The 17,941-nt window shown below is 72.5% G+C and carries 13 protein-coding genes and 1 pseudogene; 8 read left to right on the top strand and 6 right to left on the bottom strand.

The annotated features are described in order from the left end of the window. Positions 1-56 precede the first annotated feature (56 nt). Entirely contained in the window at positions 57-821 is a 765-nt protein-coding gene (locus AB0M03_RS11660) for a hypothetical protein (RefSeq protein ID WP_363491058.1), read from the top strand. Positions 822-903: 82 nt separating this feature from the next. Here the strand turns inward: AB0M03_RS11660 and AB0M03_RS11655 are convergent, their stop codons facing one another. Together AB0M03_RS11655 and AB0M03_RS11650 are read right to left on the bottom strand one after the other, a co-directional pair. Next, a complete protein-coding gene (locus AB0M03_RS11655; protein WP_363491056.1) occupies positions 904-1,932 on the bottom strand; it encodes an aspartate-semialdehyde dehydrogenase in 1,029 nt (342 codons plus the stop codon). Positions 1,933-2,211: 279 nt separating this feature from the next. Beyond that, positions 2,212-3,087: a dihydrodipicolinate synthase family protein gene (locus AB0M03_RS11650; RefSeq protein ID WP_363491054.1), complete on the bottom strand. Its 876-nt coding sequence runs from the start codon at positions 3,085-3,087 to the stop codon at positions 2,212-2,214. A gap of 72 nt (positions 3,088-3,159) precedes the next feature. Here AB0M03_RS11650 and AB0M03_RS11645 point away from each other — a divergent pair, with 72 nt between their 5' ends. Continuing rightward, positions 3,160-4,059 (top strand): LysR substrate-binding domain-containing protein, encoded by a 900-nt coding sequence (locus tag AB0M03_RS11645; protein ID WP_363491052.1) that lies wholly within the window; start codon positions 3,160-3,162, stop codon positions 4,057-4,059. Positions 4,060-4,076: 17 nt separating this feature from the next. On the opposite strand, the gene AB0M03_RS11640 is transcribed toward AB0M03_RS11645, so the two are convergent. Then, positions 4,077-4,838: a class I SAM-dependent methyltransferase gene (locus AB0M03_RS11640; protein ID WP_363491050.1), complete on the bottom strand. Its 762-nt coding sequence runs from the start codon at positions 4,836-4,838 to the stop codon at positions 4,077-4,079. 78 nt (positions 4,839-4,916) lie between these two features. On the opposite strand from AB0M03_RS11640, the gene AB0M03_RS11635 reads away from it, so the two are divergent. Beyond that, complete coding sequence (locus AB0M03_RS11635; RefSeq protein WP_363491048.1) at positions 4,917-5,363, top strand: type II toxin-antitoxin system PemK/MazF family toxin; 447 nt, start codon at positions 4,917-4,919, stop codon at positions 5,361-5,363. Positions 5,364-5,486: 123 nt separating this feature from the next. Continuing rightward, a complete protein-coding gene (locus AB0M03_RS11630; RefSeq protein ID WP_363491046.1) occupies positions 5,487-6,224 on the top strand; it encodes an RDD family protein in 738 nt (245 codons plus the stop codon). Between the two features lie 69 nt (positions 6,225-6,293). On the opposite strand, the gene dnaE is transcribed toward AB0M03_RS11630, so the two are convergent. Continuing rightward, positions 6,294-9,827: a DNA polymerase III subunit alpha gene (gene dnaE / locus AB0M03_RS11625; RefSeq protein WP_363491044.1), complete on the bottom strand. Its 3,534-nt coding sequence runs from the start codon at positions 9,825-9,827 to the stop codon at positions 6,294-6,296. Between the two features lie 281 nt (positions 9,828-10,108). Here dnaE and AB0M03_RS11620 point away from each other — a divergent pair, with 281 nt between their 5' ends. Both AB0M03_RS11620 and AB0M03_RS11615 read left to right on the top strand, forming a co-directional pair. Further along, entirely contained in the window at positions 10,109-10,696 is a 588-nt protein-coding gene (locus AB0M03_RS11620; RefSeq protein WP_363491042.1) for a hypothetical protein, read from the top strand. A 64-nt stretch (positions 10,697-10,760) separates the two neighbouring features. Beyond that, on the top strand, positions 10,761-12,098 hold the full coding sequence (locus tag AB0M03_RS11615) for a DUF2252 domain-containing protein (protein WP_363491040.1): 1,338 nt from the start codon (positions 10,761-10,763) through the stop codon (positions 12,096-12,098). Positions 12,099-12,171: 73 nt separating this feature from the next. Here the strand turns inward: AB0M03_RS11615 and AB0M03_RS11610 are convergent. Beyond that, positions 12,172-12,756: pseudogene (locus AB0M03_RS11610) on the bottom strand (dienelactone hydrolase family protein); the annotation flags it as partial. Positions 12,757-12,874: 118 nt separating this feature from the next. Next, positions 12,875-15,190 carry a collagenase gene (locus AB0M03_RS11605; RefSeq protein WP_363491038.1) on the bottom strand — a complete coding sequence of 772 codons (2,316 nt, stop codon included), beginning with the start codon at positions 15,188-15,190 and terminating at the stop codon, positions 12,875-12,877. A gap of 301 nt (positions 15,191-15,491) precedes the next feature. Between AB0M03_RS11605 and AB0M03_RS11600 the strand changes: the two genes are divergently transcribed. Together AB0M03_RS11600 and AB0M03_RS11595 are read left to right on the top strand one after the other, a co-directional pair. Next, positions 15,492-17,135 (top strand): alkaline phosphatase D family protein, encoded by a 1,644-nt coding sequence (locus tag AB0M03_RS11600; RefSeq protein ID WP_363491239.1) that lies wholly within the window; start codon positions 15,492-15,494, stop codon positions 17,133-17,135. A 117-nt stretch (positions 17,136-17,252) separates the two neighbouring features. Further along, on the top strand, positions 17,253-17,936 hold the full coding sequence (locus tag AB0M03_RS11595; protein ID WP_363491036.1) for a hypothetical protein: 684 nt from the start codon (positions 17,253-17,255) through the stop codon (positions 17,934-17,936). Positions 17,937-17,941: the final 5 nt, after the last annotated feature.

Below are 17,941 nucleotides of genomic sequence, written 5' to 3'. Positions count from 1 at the left end.
CGAACGCCCGGGGCCGTGCAGGAGCACCGATGGCCTGCGGCGATACTGGGGGGATCATGCGGAAGAGTTCCTGGGCCCTGAGCGCGGCGGCGGCCGGTGCGGCAGTGGCCGTGCTGGCCGTGCCCACCATCACCACCGACCGTTCCCACGGGGACACCGCGGTCACCGCGGTCACCGTCAACAACGGCAAGCCGATCCTGCTGGGGCCGCAGAAGGCGATGACCTTCCCGCTGGTCGTCGAGGCCCGGGACGACTCCGGCATCCGCTCGGTCGACCCGGTGGGCGTGTGGGGCCCCAACTACGGGGTGCTGAAGGTGGGCCCGATGCGCTGCACCGCCTCCTCCGCCACGGAGTCGGTCTGCCGCGGCACGGTGACCGTGGACCCGGTGGAGAAGCAGATCTTCAACGACGAGGCCGGCACCTGGTTCGTCGACCTGCAGGTGAAGGCCAACGACGGGGACCGGTACGTCGCCAAGACGGCCGGCGGGTTCTCGCTGAAGCGGGCGGCGAAGCTGTCCGGCTCGGGCGTGCCGGCGGAGGCGAAGGCCGGGCAGAAGATCACCGCGCAGGGCTGGCTGGCCCGCGCGTTCTGGTCGGACAACCGCTTCCACGGCTACAAGGACGGCGTGGCGTACCTGCAGTTCCGGCCCGAGGGCTCGCACCGCTGGACGACGGTCGCCAAGGCGGTCTCCACCGGCTCCGGCACGGTGAAGGCGACGGTCACGGTCGCCGGGCCCGGCGACTTCCAGTGGTACGCCCCGGGCGACAAGTGGACGGGCGACGCGGTGTCGGCGGAGATGCCGGTCGCCGGCGGCCGCTAGGGCTTGGGCACCGGCCTGCGCCGCGGACGCGGACGGCCCTGCCCCCGCCGGGGCGGGAACAGGGCCGCAGGTGCGGGGGCGGTCAGCCGCGGAGCTCGGTGGCGACCAGCTCGGCGATCTGCACCGCGTTGAGCGCGGCGCCCTTGCGCAGGTTGTCGTTGGAGAGGAACAGCGACAGGCCGTTGTCGACGGTCTCGTCCACCCGGATGCGGCCGACGTAGGTCGGGTCCTGGCCGGCCGCCTGCAGCGGGGTCGGGATGTCGGTGAGCTCGACACCGGGCGCACCGGTCAGCAGCTCCACCGCGCGCTCCGGGGCGACCGGGCGGGCGAAGCGGGCGTTCACCTGCAGCGAGTGGCCGGTGAAGACCGGGACGCGCACACAGGTGCCGGAGACCTTCAGCTCCGGGATGCCGAGGATCTTGCGGCTCTCGTGGCGGAGCTTCTGCTCCTCGTCGGTCTCGTTGGAGCCGTCCTCGACGATCGAGCCGGCCAGCGGGACGACGTTGAAGGCGATCGGGCGCTTGTAGACGCCCGGCGCCGGGTACTCGACCGCGGAGCCGTCGTGGACCAGTGCGGTCGCGCCGTCCACCACCTTGGACGCCTGGTCGTGCAGCTCGGACACGCCGGCCAGACCACTGCCGGACACCGCCTGGTAGGTGGAGACCACCAGGGAGACCAGGCCGGCCTCCTCGTGCAGCGGGCGCAGCACCGGCATGGCGGCCATGGTGGTGCAGTTCGGGTTGGCGATGATGCCCTTGGGGCGGTCGGCGATCGCCTGCGGGTTGACCTCGGCGACGACCAGCGGCACCTCGGGGTCGCGGCGCCAGGCGGAGGAGTTGTCGACGACGACGGCGCCCGCGGCGGCGACCTTCGGGGCGAGCGCCTTCGAGGTGGAGCCGCCGGCCGAGAAGATCACGATGTCGAGGCCGCTGTAGTCCGCGGTGGCCGCGTCCTCGACGGTCACCTCGGTGTCCTGCCACGGCAGCGTGCGCCCGGCGGACCGCGCCGAGGCGAACAGCCGCAGCTGCTCGACCGGGAAGTCCCGTTCCGCCAGGATCTCGCGGACGACGCCGCCGACCTGGCCGGTGGCCCCAACGATGCCGATCCTCATTGCGTTTCCTCCATGTCGTGCTCGATCGGGTTGTGCTTGATCGCCGTCCGCACCCTGCCATCATGCCTTGTCGCCGGCGCGGCCCGTCGCGGTGTCCCACCGTGTGGGCGGCCGTGCGGGACGGCCCGCGGCCCGCGGCCGGGAGCCCCTGCGGGTTCGGTGCACGGGCTCCGCAAGATGTCCGGGTCCCGTCGACGCGGACGGGGATTCGTCCGAAAACAATTCGTTGCCGAACTTGCTGCGCCCCTGTGGTGCTGTCCCCTGGTGCTGCCCCCGGCTTCAGGCGGTGGCCTCGGCGAGGCGGGTGAGGGCGGTGGTGACGGCGGCGGGGGTGGCGGGGAGCAGGGGCAGGCGGACGTCGGGGCTGGGGATGCGGCCCTGGGCGTGTAGGACGCCCTTGACGACCGCCGGGTTGGGTTCGGCGAAGGCCTCGCGGGCGAGGGCGGCCAGCCGGTGGCCCAGTTCCCGGGCGCGGGCGGCCTCGCCCTTGTGCCAGGCGTCGGCCAGTTCGGCGTACCGGCCGGTGGCGAGGTGGGCGGAGGCCAGGATGCCGCCCTCGGCGCCGATCGCCATCATCGCGGAGAGCTGGACGTCGTCGCCGGCCAGCATCCCGCGGTGCCCTCGGCCCAGCAGGTCGACCGCGGTGTCGTCGACGGCGCCGCCCGCGTACTTCATCCCGGCCACGCCCGGCAGCCGCAGCACCTCGTCCAGCACGTCCGCGTCGAGCCGCTGCCCGGTGCGGTACGGGATGTGGTAGACGATCAGCGGGACGGGGCTGCGCTCGGCGAGGTACCGGAAGTGCGCCAACACCCCCGCCGGGCCGGGGCGGACGAAGGCCGGCACCGTCACCAGCGCCGCGTCGGCCACGCCCTCCAGGGCGGCCAGCGCCTCGGCGGTGCGGCGGGTGTCGCCGGCGCCGACGCCGACCGCCAGCGGGGCGCCGTGGGCCCGGCAGACCGGCGCCAGCACCTCGACGACGGTGCGCTTCTCGTGCTCGTCCAGGGAGCCCGGCTCCCCGGTCGTGCCCAGTGCCACCAGGCCGGCCGCGCCGGCGGACAGCAGCTCGCCGGCCAGCCGCTCCAGGGCGTCGGCGGCGACGGAGCCGTCCGCGGCGAAGGGGGTGACCAGCGGTACGTGAATCCCGTGCAAGTCCATGCCGTCGAGCCTGACGCCCCGGCACACTGCAGGTCCAGTTCACATTTCCGAGGCTTCTCGTAAGCTGAGCCGATGCTCGACGTCCGCCGCCTGCGCCTGCTGCGCGAACTCGCCCACCACGGCACGATCGCCGCCGTCGCCGAGGCGCTCGCCTTCAGTCCGTCCGCCGTGTCCCAGCAGTTGTCCGTGCTGGAGAAGGAGGCCGGGGTGCCGCTGCTGGAGCGCACCGGCCGCCGGGTCGCGCTCACCCCCGCGGGGCGCAACCTGGTGCGGCACGCCGAGGCGGTGCTGGAGCGGCTGGAGCAGGCCTCGGCCGAACTCGCGCACGCCCGCCGCGGTCTGGCCGGGCCGCTGCGGATCGGCACCTACCCGTCGGCGGCCCGCGCGATCGTCCCGGCCGCGCTCGCCGGGCTGGCCGCCCGCCATCCGGGGCTGGAGCCGATGGTCTCCGAGGTCGACCCGGCCGCCGTGGCGGCCGCACTGCGGGCCGGCGAGCTGGACGTCGCCCTGGTCCACGAGTACGACCTGGTGCCGGCCGAGCCGGAGCCCGGACTGGCGTTCACCCAGCCGGTCTTCGCCGAGCCCATGTACCTGGCCGCGGCCGCCGCGGGCACGGTCGCCGAGCACCGCGGCTCGCCGTGGATCATGGCGCCGGCGGGCACGCTCTGCCACGCGATGACCCTGCGGGCCTGCCAGAGCGCCGGGTTCACCCCGCGGGTGCGGCACCACGTGGACGACTTCACCACCGTGCTGGCCCTGGTGGCGGTCGGCCAGGGTGTCGCGCTGGTGCCGCACCTGGGCACCGTGCCCGCCCCGCCGCCGGGCGTCGTGCTCACCCGGCTGCCGATGTACCGGCGCACCAGGACGGCCTTCCGCGCCGGGGCCGCGGCCCACCCGGCGGTCGCCGCCTTCACCGCGGCCCTGCACTCGGCGGTGCCGGCGGAACTGGGCGGCGGCGTCCCGCAGGTCTGAGGCCTGGCGGCCGGGCGTCAGCGGGGCTTGCGGGCGTCCACCAGGCTGCGGGCCGAGTGCGCGACGAACGGGCCGTCGGACTCGATCAGCGCGTGCAGGTCGCGCAGCCGGTCGCGGTACCGGTCGACGGTGAAGTCGGGCACCATCCAGATCACCTTGCGCAGGAACCAGACCACCGCGCCGATGTCGTGGAACTCGATCCGCAGCCGCTCGGTGCGCAGGTCGACGACCTCCAGCCCGGCGGCCTCGGCCGCGGCCCGCTCGTCGTCCGGGTGGCGGCCGCGGCGGACGGCCTCCGGCAGCGGCCCGAGGAAGTACTCGACCAGCTCGAACACGCTCGCCGGGCCGACGTGCTGGGCGAGGTAGCTGCCGCCGGGCCGCAGCACCCGGGCGATCTCCGCCCAGTGCGGCACCACGGGGTGACGGCTGGTCACCAGGTCGAAGGCGGCGTCGGCGAAGGGCAGCGGCGGGTCCTCGGGGGCCGCGACCACCACCGCGCCGAGCGGGTGCAGCAGCGCCGTGGCCTTCGCCAGGTTGGGCGGCCAGCCCTCGGTGGCGGCCATCAGCGGCGGGAAGGGGGCGGCGCCGGCGAGCACCTCGCCGCCGCCGGTCTGCAGGTCGAGGGCGGCGCCGACCTGCGCGAGGCGTTCGCGCAGCAGCCGCTGGTAGCCCCAGGAGGGGCGCTGCTCGGTGGCGCGGCCGTCCAGCCAGGAGAAGTCCCAGCCCTCCACGGAGGCCGCCTCGGCCTCGGCCACCAGGTCGTCGAAGGTTCGTGCCATGGCCCGATCCTCGCCCGCGGGAGGCGGCCGGGGCCACCGCTTATCGGGCGGACACGGCGCGGACGCTACCCTTCGCGCATGGCAGAGCTGATCAACGAGGACGTGCCCGGCCGCTACGGCCCCGAGGCGACGGTCGAGGTCGAGGCGTACGAGGTGGGTCCGGTCCGCACCGAGTACTCGCCGCGGCACGACGGCGACCCCGACCCCGGCGAGATCGTGTGGACGTGGGTGCCGTACGAGGAGCGGGACGGCCGCGGCAAGGACCGCCCGGTGCTGGTGGTGGCGCGCGAGGAGGGCGGCAGCCTGCTCGCCGTCATGCTGTCCAGCAAGGGTCACGACGGCGACCGCGACTGGGTGCCGATCGGCGCCGGCCCGTGGGACAGGTCCGGCCGGGACTCCTGGGTGGCGCTGGACCGCGTCATGCGGGTGTGGGACGGCGGCATGCGGCGCGAGGCCTGCGCCCTGGACCGGGCCCGCTTCAACCTGGTCGTCGACAGCCTCCGCCGCCGCTACCGCTGGCGCTGAACCGCACACCGGCGGGGGTGGCCGGTTGCCGCCCCCGCCGGTAACGATTCGCCGATCCCCGCCCCCGCTCCCGGGCTCCCTCAGTACAACTGGCGTACGACCTATCACCGGGAGCCCGAACACGTGAGCACCAATCACCCGTCCGGATACGGCTATCCGACGGACCCTCAGCAGAACCCCTATGCGCAGCAGGCGGGCCACCAGCCACCGCCCGCCCCGGGCTACGGTGCGCCGCCGCCCCCGCCCGGACCGCCGGGCTACGGGCCCGGCGCGTACGGGCAGCCCGGCAGCGCTGCCCCCGGGTACGGCACACCCGGCTACGGCATCCCGGGACAGGGCACCCCCGGGTACGGCACTCCCGGGTACGGTGCGCCGGGGTACGGGCAGCCGCCGCAGGCGCTGCCGCACTGGCTCACCCCGGCCGGGCCGCCCGGTGTGCCGCCCGCGCCGGGGACCCGCGTACTCGCCCCGCCCGGGGAGCGCCTGGTCGCCCGCCTGATCGACCTCGCGATCCAGCTGATCCCGGCCGTCATCCTCTACGCCCTGCTCGGGGAGTACCTCGGAAACTTCTTCGTCGGCCTGCTGGCCTTCGCCTACGAGGCGGCGCTGATGGTCACCCAGCACGGCCAGACGGTCGGCAAGAAGGCGATGAGGCTGCGCGTGGTGGACGCCGCGACCGGCGGCCGGCCGACCGACAGCGCCCTCTGGGGACGCTCTGCCATCGCCGCCGTGCCCGGCGCCGTGTACTGCATCGGGTGGCTGTTCGAGGCGCTCGACGCGATGTGGCAGCTGTGGGACAGGCCGCTGCAGCAGTGCCTGCACGACAAGGCCGTGCGGACCGTGGTGGTCAAGGAGAGCTGACGGGCCCACCACCCGGGGCGCGGTCCCTCGCGCCCCCCGGGTGGTGCACCCACGTGGCGGCCACCGGCGTCAGCCGGCGAGGCAGCTGGGGCCGAGGAGCTGCTTGAGGTCGCCGAAGAGGGCCGGGTCGGACTTGACGCGGTGGCGGTCCAGGCGGAGCACCGTGGTCTTGTTGCGTCCCTCCAGCCGGAGGCGGACCTCGGTGGTGCCCTTGTGGTGGGTGAGGACCTCGCCGAGGCGGGCGACCAGCGGCGGGGTGATCCGGCCGCTCGGGATGTTGATGACGATCGGCGCCTCGGCGTGCGCGTTGGAGAGGTCCGGGACGGACAGCTCCATGCCCATCAGCCGCGGCACGTCCTCCCGCTTGTCGAGCTTGCCGCGGACGAACACCACGGCGTCCTCGACGAGTTGGGAGGAGACCAGCTGGTAGCTGGCGGGGAAGAACATGCAGTCGATGGAGCCGGCGAGGTCCTCGACGGTGGCGATCGCCCAGGCGTTTCCCTGCTTGGTCATCTTCCGCTGGAGGCCGGAGATGATGCCGCCGATGGTGATGATGGTGCCGTCGGGGCGCTCGGCGAGGTCGGCGACGGCGCAGTCCGCCTTGTCGGCGAGGACGTGCTCGATGCCGTGCAGCGGGTGCGAGGAGACGTAGAGGCCGAGCATCTCCCGCTCCTGGGTGAGCAGGAAGGACTTGTCCCACTCCTCCTCGGAGAAGACCACGTCGAGGCCGAAGCTCGGCTCGTCGGAGACGGAGTCGCCGCCGAACAGGTCGAACTGGCCTTCGGCCTCCTTGCGCTTGACGCCGACCACGTTGTCGATCATCGGCTCGAACTGCGCGGTGAGCCCCTTGCGGGTGTGGCCGAGGGAGTCGAACGCACCGGCCTTGATGAGGGATTCGACGGTGCGCTTGTTGCAGACCACCGACTCGACCTTGTCCAGGAAGTCCGGGAAGGAGGCGAACTTCCCCTTGGACTTGCGGGTGCGGATCATCGACTCGACGACCGGACCGCCGACGTTGCGGATGGCGGTGAGGCCGAAGCGGACGGTGTCGTTGCCGTGCGGGGTGAAGTCGGCGTCGGACTCGTTGACGTCCGGCGGCAGGACGCTGATGCCCATCTTGCGGGCCTCGTTGAGGTAGACCGCGGACTTGTCCTTGTCGTCCTTGACCGAGGTGAGCAGGCCGGACATGTACTCGGCCGGGTAGTTGGCCTTGAGGTAGGCCGTCCAGTAGGAGACCAGTCCGTAGCCGGCGGTGTGGGCCTTGTTGAACGCGTAGCCGGAGAAGGGGACGAGGACGTCCCACACGGCCTGGATCGCGGCGTCGGAGTAGCCGCGCTCGCGGCAGCCCTTCTGGAAGGGGACGAACTCCGCCTCCAGGATCTCCTTCTTCTTCTTGCCCATGGCGCGGCGCAGCAGGTCGGCCTGGCCGAGCGAGTAGCCGGCGAGGATCTGCGCGGCCTTCTGGACCTGCTCCTGGTAGACGATCAGGCCGTAGGTGGGCTCGAGGATCTCCTTGAGCGGCTCCTCCAGCTCCGGGTGGATCGGGGTGATCTCCTGCTGGCCGTTCTTGCGCAGGGCGTAGTTGGTGTGCGAGTTGACGCCCATCGGGCCGGGGCGGTACAGCGCGAGGACGGCGGAGATGTCCTCGAAGTTGTCGGGCTTCATCAGGCGCAGCAGCGAGCGCATGGGGCCGCCGTCGAGCTGGAAGACGCCGAGCGTGTCGCCGCGGGCGAGGAGTTCGTAGGTGGGCTTGTCGTCGAGGGGCAGATCAAGCAGGTTGATCTTGATGCCCTTGTTCTTCTCGATCGCCTTGACGGCGTCGTCCATGATCGTCAGGTTGCGCAGGCCGAGGAAGTCCATCTTGAGAAGGCCGAGGCCCTCGCAGGTGGGGTAGTCGAACTGCGTGATGGTGACGCCGTCGGTGTGCCGGGTCCAGACCGGGATGTGGTCGGTGAGCGGCTCGGCGGACATGATGACGCCTGCGGCGTGCACGCCGGGCTGGCGGATCAGGCCCTCGATGCCGCGGGCGGTGTCGATGACCTTGCGGACGTCCGGGTCGGTCTCGTACAGGCCGCGGATCTCGCCGGCCTCGCTGTAGCGGGGGTGCGAGGAGTCGGTGATGCCGGACAGCGGGATGCCCTTGCCCATGACGTCCGGCGGCATCGCCTTGGTGATCCGGTCGCCCATCGCGTACGGGTAGCCGAGGACGCGCGAGGAGTCCTTGATGGCGGCCTTCGCCTTGATGGTGCCGTACGTGACGATCATGGCGACCTTGTCGGAGCCCCACTTCTCCGTCACGTAGCGGATCACGTCGCCGCGCCGGCGCTCGTCGAAGTCGATGTCGACGTCGGGCATGGAGATGCGCTCGGGGTTGAGGAAGCGCTCGAAGATCAGGCCGTGCGGGATGGGGTCGAGGTCGGTGATGCCCATGGCGTAGGCGACCAGCGAGCCGGCGGCCGAGCCGCGGCCCGGGCCGACCGCGATGCCCTGGCTCTTGGCCCACATGATGAAGTCGGCGACCACGAGGAAGTACGCCGGGAACCCCATCTGGATGATGGTGTCCATCTCGTACTCGGCGAGCTTCTTGTGCTCCTCGTCGTAGCCCTTCGGGAAGCGCCAGTCCATGCCCTCCCAGACCTTGGACTTGAAGAAGTCCGCCTCGGACTCGAAGCCCTCCGGGATGGGGAAGCGCGGCATGAGGTTCTTGAACTCGAACATGCCCGCGGTGTCGACCCGCTCGGCGACCAGCAGCTGGCTGTTGCGGCAGCCCTCCTGCCAGGCGTCGGAGGAGTCCAGGCCGTACATCTCGGCGGCCGACTTGATGTAGTAGCCGGTGCCGTCGAAGCGGAAGCGGTCCGGGTCGGAGAGGTTCTTGCCGGTCTGCACGCACAGCAGCAGGTCGTGCGCGCCGGCGTCGGCCTCGGTGGTGTAGTGCGAGTCGTTGGTGACCACCGGCGGGATGTTCAGCTTCTTGGAGATCTCCAGGAGGCCGTCGCGGACCCGCTGCTCGATGTCGAGCCCGTGGTCCATCAGCTCCAGGAAGTAGTTCTCCTTGCCGAAGATGTCCTGGTAGTCGGCGGCGGACTTCACCGCCTCGTCGAACTGGCCCAGGCGCAGCCGGGTCTGCACCTCGCCGGAGGGGCAGCCGGTGGTGGCCATCAGGCCGGCCGCGTGCTCGGCGATGATCTCCTTGTCCATCCGGGGCCACTTCACCAGCCAGCCCTCGGCGTAGGAGCGCGAGGTGAGCTTGAAGAGGTTGTGCAGGCCCTCCTTGTTGCGGGCCCAGATGGTCTTGTGGGTGTAGGCGCCGGACGCGGAGACGTCGTCCTTCTTCTGGTGCGGCTGGCCCCACAGGATGCGCTTGGTGTTGGAGCGGGACTCCGGGGCGACGTACGCCTCGATGCCGATGACCGGGGTGATGCCGGCGGCGGTGGCCTGCTTGTGGAACTCCGCGGCGCCGTACATGTTGCCGTGGTCGGTCATCGCGACGTGGGTCTGCCCGAGCCGCTCGACCTCCTTGAAGAGCTGCTTCAGCCGGGCTGCGCCGTCCAGCATCGAGTACTCGGTGTGGACGTGCAGGTGCGCGTACGGCTGGTCGCTCAAGGCGGGGCCTCCGGAGTCTCGGCATGATCGGAACCGGGCGCGAAACAGGTAAGGCCCGAGCCACCCTCAGGGCCCGGACCACGGCTTCCGCGTCGCGGCACCGAGTCTAGTCCCCCGTCGCACCCGCCCCGGGACACGGCACGAATGCTCCTCGTTCCCTCACTTTCGGGCGTCGAGGGGTCACGTTCGGAGGTCGGCAGATCACGGAAGGAGACCCGGGGTTCCGGCCCGGGCGTGCACGCCGATAGCCTCGGGCGCACTGACGTGCGAGGAGGGGTTTCATGGCATACGGCCCGGTGGTGCAGCAGCGCACGCGAGGCGGAGGGCTGACCGCGATCGGCGTGCTGATGATCGTCCAGCTGGCCTCCGAGCTCGGCGTGCTGACCTACGACATAGCCCAGAAGGGGCCGGGCTACCTGCTGACCGCCCTCGGCCTGTCCTACGCGGACTACGTCGACGCACCGGTCGGCTTCTTCGGCTACGACACCGGGTACTGCGTCGCTCTGGTGGCCCTGGCGATCGGTGCCTTCACGGGCGGGCGGTGGGTCCGCCCGGCGGCCGTGGTGCTGACCTCAGTGACCGGCTTCGCCGCCCTCACCCAGGTACTCAACCAGGTGGTCTTCGAGGCCTCCCGGCGGAGGTTCGCCGAGCCGATCGACCACCTGTGGCTCAACATGACCCTGCTGCTCAGCGTCGGGATCGCCGTCGCGGTCGCCGCGATCGTCGGCGCGACGCGTCCGGCCGCCCCGGTCGCCCCCGCGCCGGTAGCCTTCCACCCGTACGTCCCCGCTCAGCGCCAGGCCCACCCGCCGATCCCGCCGACGCCGCCCGGTCCCCCGTCGGCGCCGCCCGCGCCGCCGAACGCCTGAACCGCGGCCGCCCGCCGCGCGTCCTTTCCGTCCGGACCGGACAGCACCACCGATAGGACAACCCATGCCCGACCAGACCACCGTCGCCCACCGCGAGCCGGAGCGCGCCGAGACCGTCCTGCGGGTCTTCGACGACGCCTTCGGGGAGCTCCTCGCGCAGGACCCGGCCGCGTTCCGGGTGAAGTTCCGCAAGATGGCCGCCTCGGCGTTCGCCTTCTACCGGGGCACCGCCGCCCTCTTCTACGCCGACCTCACCACCGCCCCGTACGAGGCCTACGGCGCACGCTTCCTCGACGAGCGCACCGGGCGGGTCTGGATCCACGGCGACCTGCACGCCGAGAACTTCGGCACCTACCTCAACGCCGAGGGCCGGCTCGTCTTCAACGTCAACGACTTCGACGAGGCCTACGTCGGCGCCTTCACCTGGGACGTCCAGCGGCTCGCCGCCAGCCTCGCCCTGATCGGCTACGCCAAGGCGCTCTCCGACGACACCATCAGCGGCCTCGTCCGCGCCTTCGCCGACGCCTACCGCGGCCAGATCTCCGCCCTCGCCGGCAACGGCGACGCCGCCCAGTACACCCTCGACACCGCCGGCGGGCCGATCCTCGACACGCTGCACCGCGCCCGGCTGCAGACCAGGGTCGCCCTGCTCGACTCCGAGACCGTCGTCGAGCGCTGGGACCGCCGCTTCCGGATCGGCGGCGGCGCCTTCGAACTGGACGCCGGCACCCGCGCCGAGGTGCTGGCCGCCTTCGACCGCTACCTGGAGACCCTGCCGCCCGCCTCCCGCACCCGCCCCGACGCCCTGCGCGTCAAGGACGTCTGCGGCCGCCGCGGCATCGGCATCGGCAGCGCCGGCCTGCCCTCCTACAACCTGCTGCTGGAGGGCCACACCGACGCCCTCGAGAACGACGTCATCATCTACATGAAGCAGGGTCAGACCCCGGCCGTCTCCCGGCACGTGACCGACCCCGCCATCCGCGGCTACTTCGAGCACGAGGGCCACCGCACCGTCATCTCGCAGCGCGCCCTGCAGGCCCACAGCGACCCGTGGCTCGGGTACACCACCCTGCACGGTCGCGGCCAGCTCGTCGCCGAGGTCTCCCCGTACGCGGCCGACCTCGACTGGACGGACCTCAACGAGCCGGACGAGCTGCGCGTCGTCACCGAGTACCTCGGCCGGGCCACCGCCACCATGCACGCCGCCGCCGACGTGTCCTCCAGCGGCCACAGCCTCGTCCCGTTCTCCACCGAGCACGCCATCGACAAGGCGATCGCCGCCGACGAGGACGGCTTCACCGACATGCTCGTCGAGTTCGCCCACGCCTACGGCGACCGGGCCCGGAGCGACCACCAGATCTTCGTCGACCTCTTCCGCAACGGCCGCATCCCGGGCCTGTGACCGGCGCGCACCCGGTCAGGTCGGGCGGAGGCCGTCCGGGAGGCCGGGGATCGTGCGGCCGGCGCGGGTGCAGTCAGGAGTCCAGCTCCGCGAGGAACGCCAGGGCGGTGGACCAGGTGCGGTCGGCGGCCTCGGCGTCGTAGTCGGGGAGTTCGGGGTCGGTGTAGATGTGGCCGGCGCCGCGGTAGCGGTGGACCTCGACGTCGGCGCCGGCCTTGGTCATGCGGAGGTACCAGGCGTTCAGCCAGTCCTCCGGCTCGAAGGGGTCGGGTTCGGCGACGTGCAGCTGGACGGGGATCGAGGTGGCGGCGTCGTCGCGGATGTCCGAGGTGCCGTGGAGGAGCAGCAGGCCGCGGGCGTTGGTGTCGGCGAGGGCGAGGTTCTGTGCGACGGCCGCGCCGAGGGAGAAGCCGGCGTAGACCAGGCCGGGGCCCTGGCCGAGCAGCGGGGCGGCGGCGTGGACGCCGCGCCGCAGCAGTTCGTCGGTGGTGACCTCGTCCTTGTAGGCCATGCCGTCCTCGACGGTGTCGAAGACCCGCCCGTCGTACAGGTCGGGGGTGTGCACCTCGTGGCCTGCGGCACGCAGCCGATCGGCGGCGGCGTGGACGGCCGGGCGGAGGCCGTAGGCGGAGTGGAAGAGGACGATCTGGGCCACGGGGTGCTCCTGTTCGCTCGGGGACGGTGCAACCTCCCATGATCCCCCACTCCACCGACACCGCGGGCCCGGCCCGCCGGGGTGCGGCGGGCCGGGCGCGGGGGGATGCCGGGAGCAGGACTCAGGAGGTCTCGACCCAGACCCCGTCGAAGCCCTGCTTGGCCTGGAGGCTGACGAAGTTCCAGCCGGCGGGCGGGTTGGTCACGGTGAGGGTCTCGCTGTTGCCGGTGCGGGCCGACTTCGCGGTGTACGCGCTGCTGGTGGCCCAGTTGGCGGAGCTGTAGTAGAGGTCGGCGTCGCCGGTGCCGCCGCCGCTGGTGACGGTGAGGCGGGCGGTGCCGGCCGGGACCCAGAGGTAGAAGTAGCGGTGGTCACCCGTGGGCGAGGCGAGGTTGCTGCGGCGGCAGCCGGGCTCCAGGCGGCGGGTGTCGGGGTCGGTGCACTCGGGGCGACCGCAGCCGGTGGGGGTGCAGGTGCCGAGCCAGCGGTCGAAGTCGGCGTCGTAGCGGGTGCCGATGGTGGTCTTGAGGTGGGCGCGGGCGCCGGCCCAGTCACCGGTGCGGTAGCGGGCGAGGACGGTGTCGACGTCGGCCCGGTGCGTCTCGATCATGTAGCGGACGGCGAGGTAGCCCCAGTTGTAGATGCGGGTGGAGTCGGCGTTGTCGTAGGTGGTGTCGAAGAGGGTGCTGAGGCGGTAGGTGTGCTTGCCGGCCTGGGTGAGGGCGTCGGTGTAGGTGGCACCGCGGTAGGAGTAGGAGACGTACTCGGCGAAGCCCTCCACCCACCAGACGGTGGGGGTGGTCATGCCGGCGGAGAAGTCGCCGTACATGTCGAACCGGCCGTCGAGGTAGTGGGTGTACTCGTGGTTGAGGTTCCAGATCTGGAAGTCGGGGCGCAGCCACTCGGCCTCGTGGGCGATGAACCGGGGCTGGTTGCCGGCGGCGGAGGGGTCGCCCTCGAGGTACATGCCGCCGTTGTCGGTGCTGATGCCGTAGATGGCGCCGGCGTAGGTGCGGTAGTCGGTGCTGGAGTCGAAGACGACGACCTCGATGGTGGTGTTGCGGTCGCCGGCGACGGGGCCGTTGTCGCGCACGATGCCGTGCAGGTAGGCGTCCTGGCCGGTGAGGCTGGTGCAGCTGGCGGTGAGCTGGTCGGCGGTCATCTGCTGGGCGAGGATGCGGATGCTCGGGCTGCAGGTGCGGGTGGTCGTCAGGACGGCGGCCTTGAGGCGGTTCGCCAGGTCGCAGGTGCCGTAGTAGGCGCACTGGGCGGAGTCGTACTCGGCGGCCATCTCGGCGAGGCCGACCCAGAGCCCGGCGGTGGGGCCGGTCATGGCGGTGCGGCCGAGCAGGTCCTTGACCAGCGGGCGGACGGCGCCCTGGAGTTCGGTGTGCTGGAGGAAGCGGGCGAGTTCCCGGCCGGCGTTGGAGACCAGGTAGGCGCGGTCGCCGCCGAGCATGCCGAGGTGGGCGCCGGCGAAGGCGGCGAGGGTGTCGAGGACGCCGTGGTCGGCGGCGACGGCGGTGACGAACTCGGGTGACTGGTGGCCGCGCCAGAGCACCGTGTAGGTGTTGTTGACGGCGTTGAGCATCCACCAGGAGGCGTCGTAGCGGCTGTCGTAGTCGGTCAGCAGGCGCCGGACGACGGTGAGGTAGCGGGCGTTCTCGCCGGAGCTGTCGATCAGGGTGACGGCCTCGGCGAGGGTCTGGCCGTTGGCGTCGGTGACGTCGCGGGAGTGCGGGGCGGCGAAGAAGGCGTCGAGGGCGCCGCGGATCGAGCTCTGCAGGGCGGCGCCGTACGGGCCCACGTCGCCGGAGCGGTACCACTGCACGTAGTAGCCGGCCCGCAGGTAGAGCACCAGCTGGGCGGCGGAGGTGCTGTTGTCTCCGGGGTAGCCGGCGGAGACGTCCCGCAGGGCGTCGGCGACGGAGACCATCTGGGCCTCGCGGAAGGCACCGCGGGCGTCCGTGCCGGTGAGCGCGAAGAGGGTGTTGATGCAGCCGGTGTCGGCGGTCTTCACGGTCTGGACGAGGGCGCTGCCGGTGCGGCCGGTGAAGTCGCCGACGTTGCAGGCGGCGGCCGCGGTGCGGGGTGCGGCTGCGGTGCGCTGCTCGGCCGTGCGGGTCTCGGCGGTGCGGGGCTTGTCGCGCCGGGTGGCGGCGGCGTCGTAGGCGGGCTGGGGTGCCCGTTCGGCCGGGTCGGAGACGGTGGCCTCGGCGGGGGCGAGGGCCGTTCCGGGCCGAGGGGTGGTCTCCGGGCGCGGGGCCGGGCCGGACCTGACGGGGCCGGACCGGGCGGCGGTGCCGGTCTGCTGCGGGGTGCCGGGGGCGGCCTCGCTCTCGGTGGAGAGCAGCAGGCCGAGCGTCAGGCAGCAGGCGACGGCGAGCGCGAGCCATCGCAGGGCGCGCAGGGGTGAGGGTGTCCGGGAGGTGTGCACGTGGAGGCCTCCGGGCCGGGTCTGCGGCCGCGTGGGGGCGGCCGGTGGGGGTGTGTGCGGGCAGGGCGGAGCGGTCCGCACGAGCTCCGCCATCCGCGAAGGTGTGACATGTACAATTGCACGCGTCACATGGCATGGGAAGCCCTCACGCAGACTCAACTTCCCTTCACGGACGCCCAGTTGGGCTTGAGCTGCAGCGGAGCAGCGTGGACATGAAGAGTCAGGGAACAGTCGTCCCAAAGTATGGACATCTGATTACCAGCCAGTAGCCTCTGACGGTGTGACAGAGACCACCGACTCCATGTCCCCCGCCGTCGCCCGGCCGCGCCGCCGCCGGGTGCTGAAGGCCGCCGCATTCACCGCCGGTGCGGCCGTCCTGCCGATCGCCACGGGCGCGGGCGCGGCCACCGCCGCCACCGCCCCCCGGTTCCTGCACGGTGTCGCCTCCGGCGACCCGCTGCCCGACGGCGTCGTCCTGTGGACCAGAGTGACCCCCACCCCCGAGGCCGTCCCCGGCTCCAACGCCGGCCCGGCCACCGAGGTGCTGTGGCAGGTCGCCACCGACAAGGCGTTCTCCTCGGTGCGCGCCAGCGGCACGGTGACCACCGCCGCCGCCACCGACCACACCGTCAAGGTCGACGTCCGCGGCCTGGACGCCGACACCGTCTACTGGTACCGCTTCACCGCCGGCGGGGTGTCCTCCCCCGCGGGCCGCACCCGCACCGCCCCGGCCGCCGACGCCGCCCTCGACCGGCTGCGGCTCGGCGTCGCCTCCTGCGCCAACTGGGAGGCCGGCTACTTCTCCGCCTACCGCCACCTCGCCGCCCGCGGCGACCTCGACGTCTTCCTCTTCCTCGGCGACTACATCTACGAGTACAAGAGCGGCGAGTTCTGCGCGGCCGGCAAGGTCGTCCGCCCGCACGAGCCCGCCCACGAGATCACCACCCTCGCCGACTACCGCACCCGGCACGGCAAGTACAAGACCGACCAGGACCTCCAGGCGCTGCACGCGCTCATCCCCACCGTCGCCATCTGGGACGACCACGAGTTCGCCAACGACGCCTGGTCCGGCGGCGCCGAGAACCACACCCCCGGCACCGAGGGCGACTGGACCGCGCGGATGGCCGCCGCCAAGCAGGCCTACTTCGAGTGGATGCCCGTCCGCCCGTCGATCGCCGGCACCACCTACCGCCGCCTGCGCTACGGCAAGCTCGCCGACCTGCACCTGCTCGACCTGCGCTCGTTCCGCTCCCAGCAGGTCAAGGTCGGCAACGGCGACGTCGACTCCGCCGACCGCACCCTCACCGGCCGCGCCCAGCTCGACTGGCTCAAGTCCGGCCTCTCCGCCTCCGACACCGCGTGGCGGCTGATCGGCAACGAGGTGATGATCTCCCCCGTCGCCTTCCTCTCGCTGCCCGACTACCTGCTGCGGCCGATCGCCAAGCTGCTCGGCCTGCCCGGCGAGGGCCTCGCGGTCAACACCGACCAGTGGGACGGCTACACCCACGACCGCCGCGAACTCCTCGGCCACCTGAAGAACAACGGCATCGGCAACACCGTCTTCCTCACCGGGGACATCCACTCCGCCTGGGCCTCCGACGTCCCGTACGAGGCCGCCACCTACCCGGCCTCCGGCAGCGCCGCCACCGAGTTCGTCGTCACCTCGGTCAGCTCCGACAACATCGACGACTTCCTCAAGGTCGCCCCGCAGACCCTCTCCCTGGTCGCGGCCGCCGCCATCCAGGCCGCCAACCGCCACATCAAGTGGGTCGACCTCGACTCGCACGGCTACGGCGTCCTCGACATCACCCCGCAGGCCGTCCAGATGGACTACTACGTCCTCTCCGACCGCACCCGCCGCGACGCCACCACCAAGTGGACCCGCTCCTACCGCACCCGCACCGGCACCCAGCAGGTCGAACGGGTCTGGTCGCCCGTCAAGTGACCGCCGGCGCCCGCCCGCGGAGGGAGAGACCGCGGGCGGGTGCCCGGCACCGACAGCGGCGCCCGCCGCAACCGCGCAGGTCCGCCGCCGCGTCCACCCTGGGACGGAAGGACGACGGTGGGCGGATCGATCGAGCGGCGGCCGACGGGCCTGGTGCCGTGGGGGGTCGCCGCCGGGGCGGCGGCCTGGTGCCTGGTCGGGTGGCTGCGGTCCGAGCGCACGGAGAACGACCCGTGGAACGTCTGGATCCCGATCGGGTACGGCGCCGTCAAGGGCGTGTTGCTCGGGCTGCTGGCCGGCTGGTGCGCCGTCGCCGCCGTGCGGCTCGCGCGCGGCAGGGGCGGTGGGGGCGTGGCCTTCGCGGGCGCGCTGGCCGGCGGCCTGCTGCTGGGCACGCTCCGGGACTTCCTGGGCGATCCGCAGCCCCGCACGCTCTACTACTTCGACGATCCGCGGCCGGAGGCCGAGTGGTACTGGCGCCCGCTGCTCGCCGAGTGGGGCACGTACACGGTGCTGCCGGCCCTGCTCTGCGCGCTGGTGGTGCTGTTCGCCGCCCGGTCACCGCGGTGGGCGGCGGGCGGCACCGTCGCCCTCGCACTGACCGGGGCGGCCCTGCTGTTCCTACCGTTCGTCGCCGCCCACGGCCTGCCGGAGCCGGAGGGCAACGGCGAGCACGTCAACAAGTCGGCCGCCGCCACCCTCACCGTCCTCGCCACCGCGCTGGGCGTGCTGGCAGGGGCTGCCGTCCTGGCGGGACGTGCACGCGCGGCCAGGATGTCTTCGAGGCGCTCGGGCGGTTGATTCAG

This window comes from Kitasatospora sp. NPDC051914 (assembly GCF_040680995.1).
Lineage (GTDB): Bacteria > Actinomycetota > Actinomycetes > Streptomycetales > Streptomycetaceae > Kitasatospora.
The sequence above is the reverse complement of the archived record's forward strand: the minus strand, read 5'-3'. Positions and strand labels throughout refer to the sequence as shown.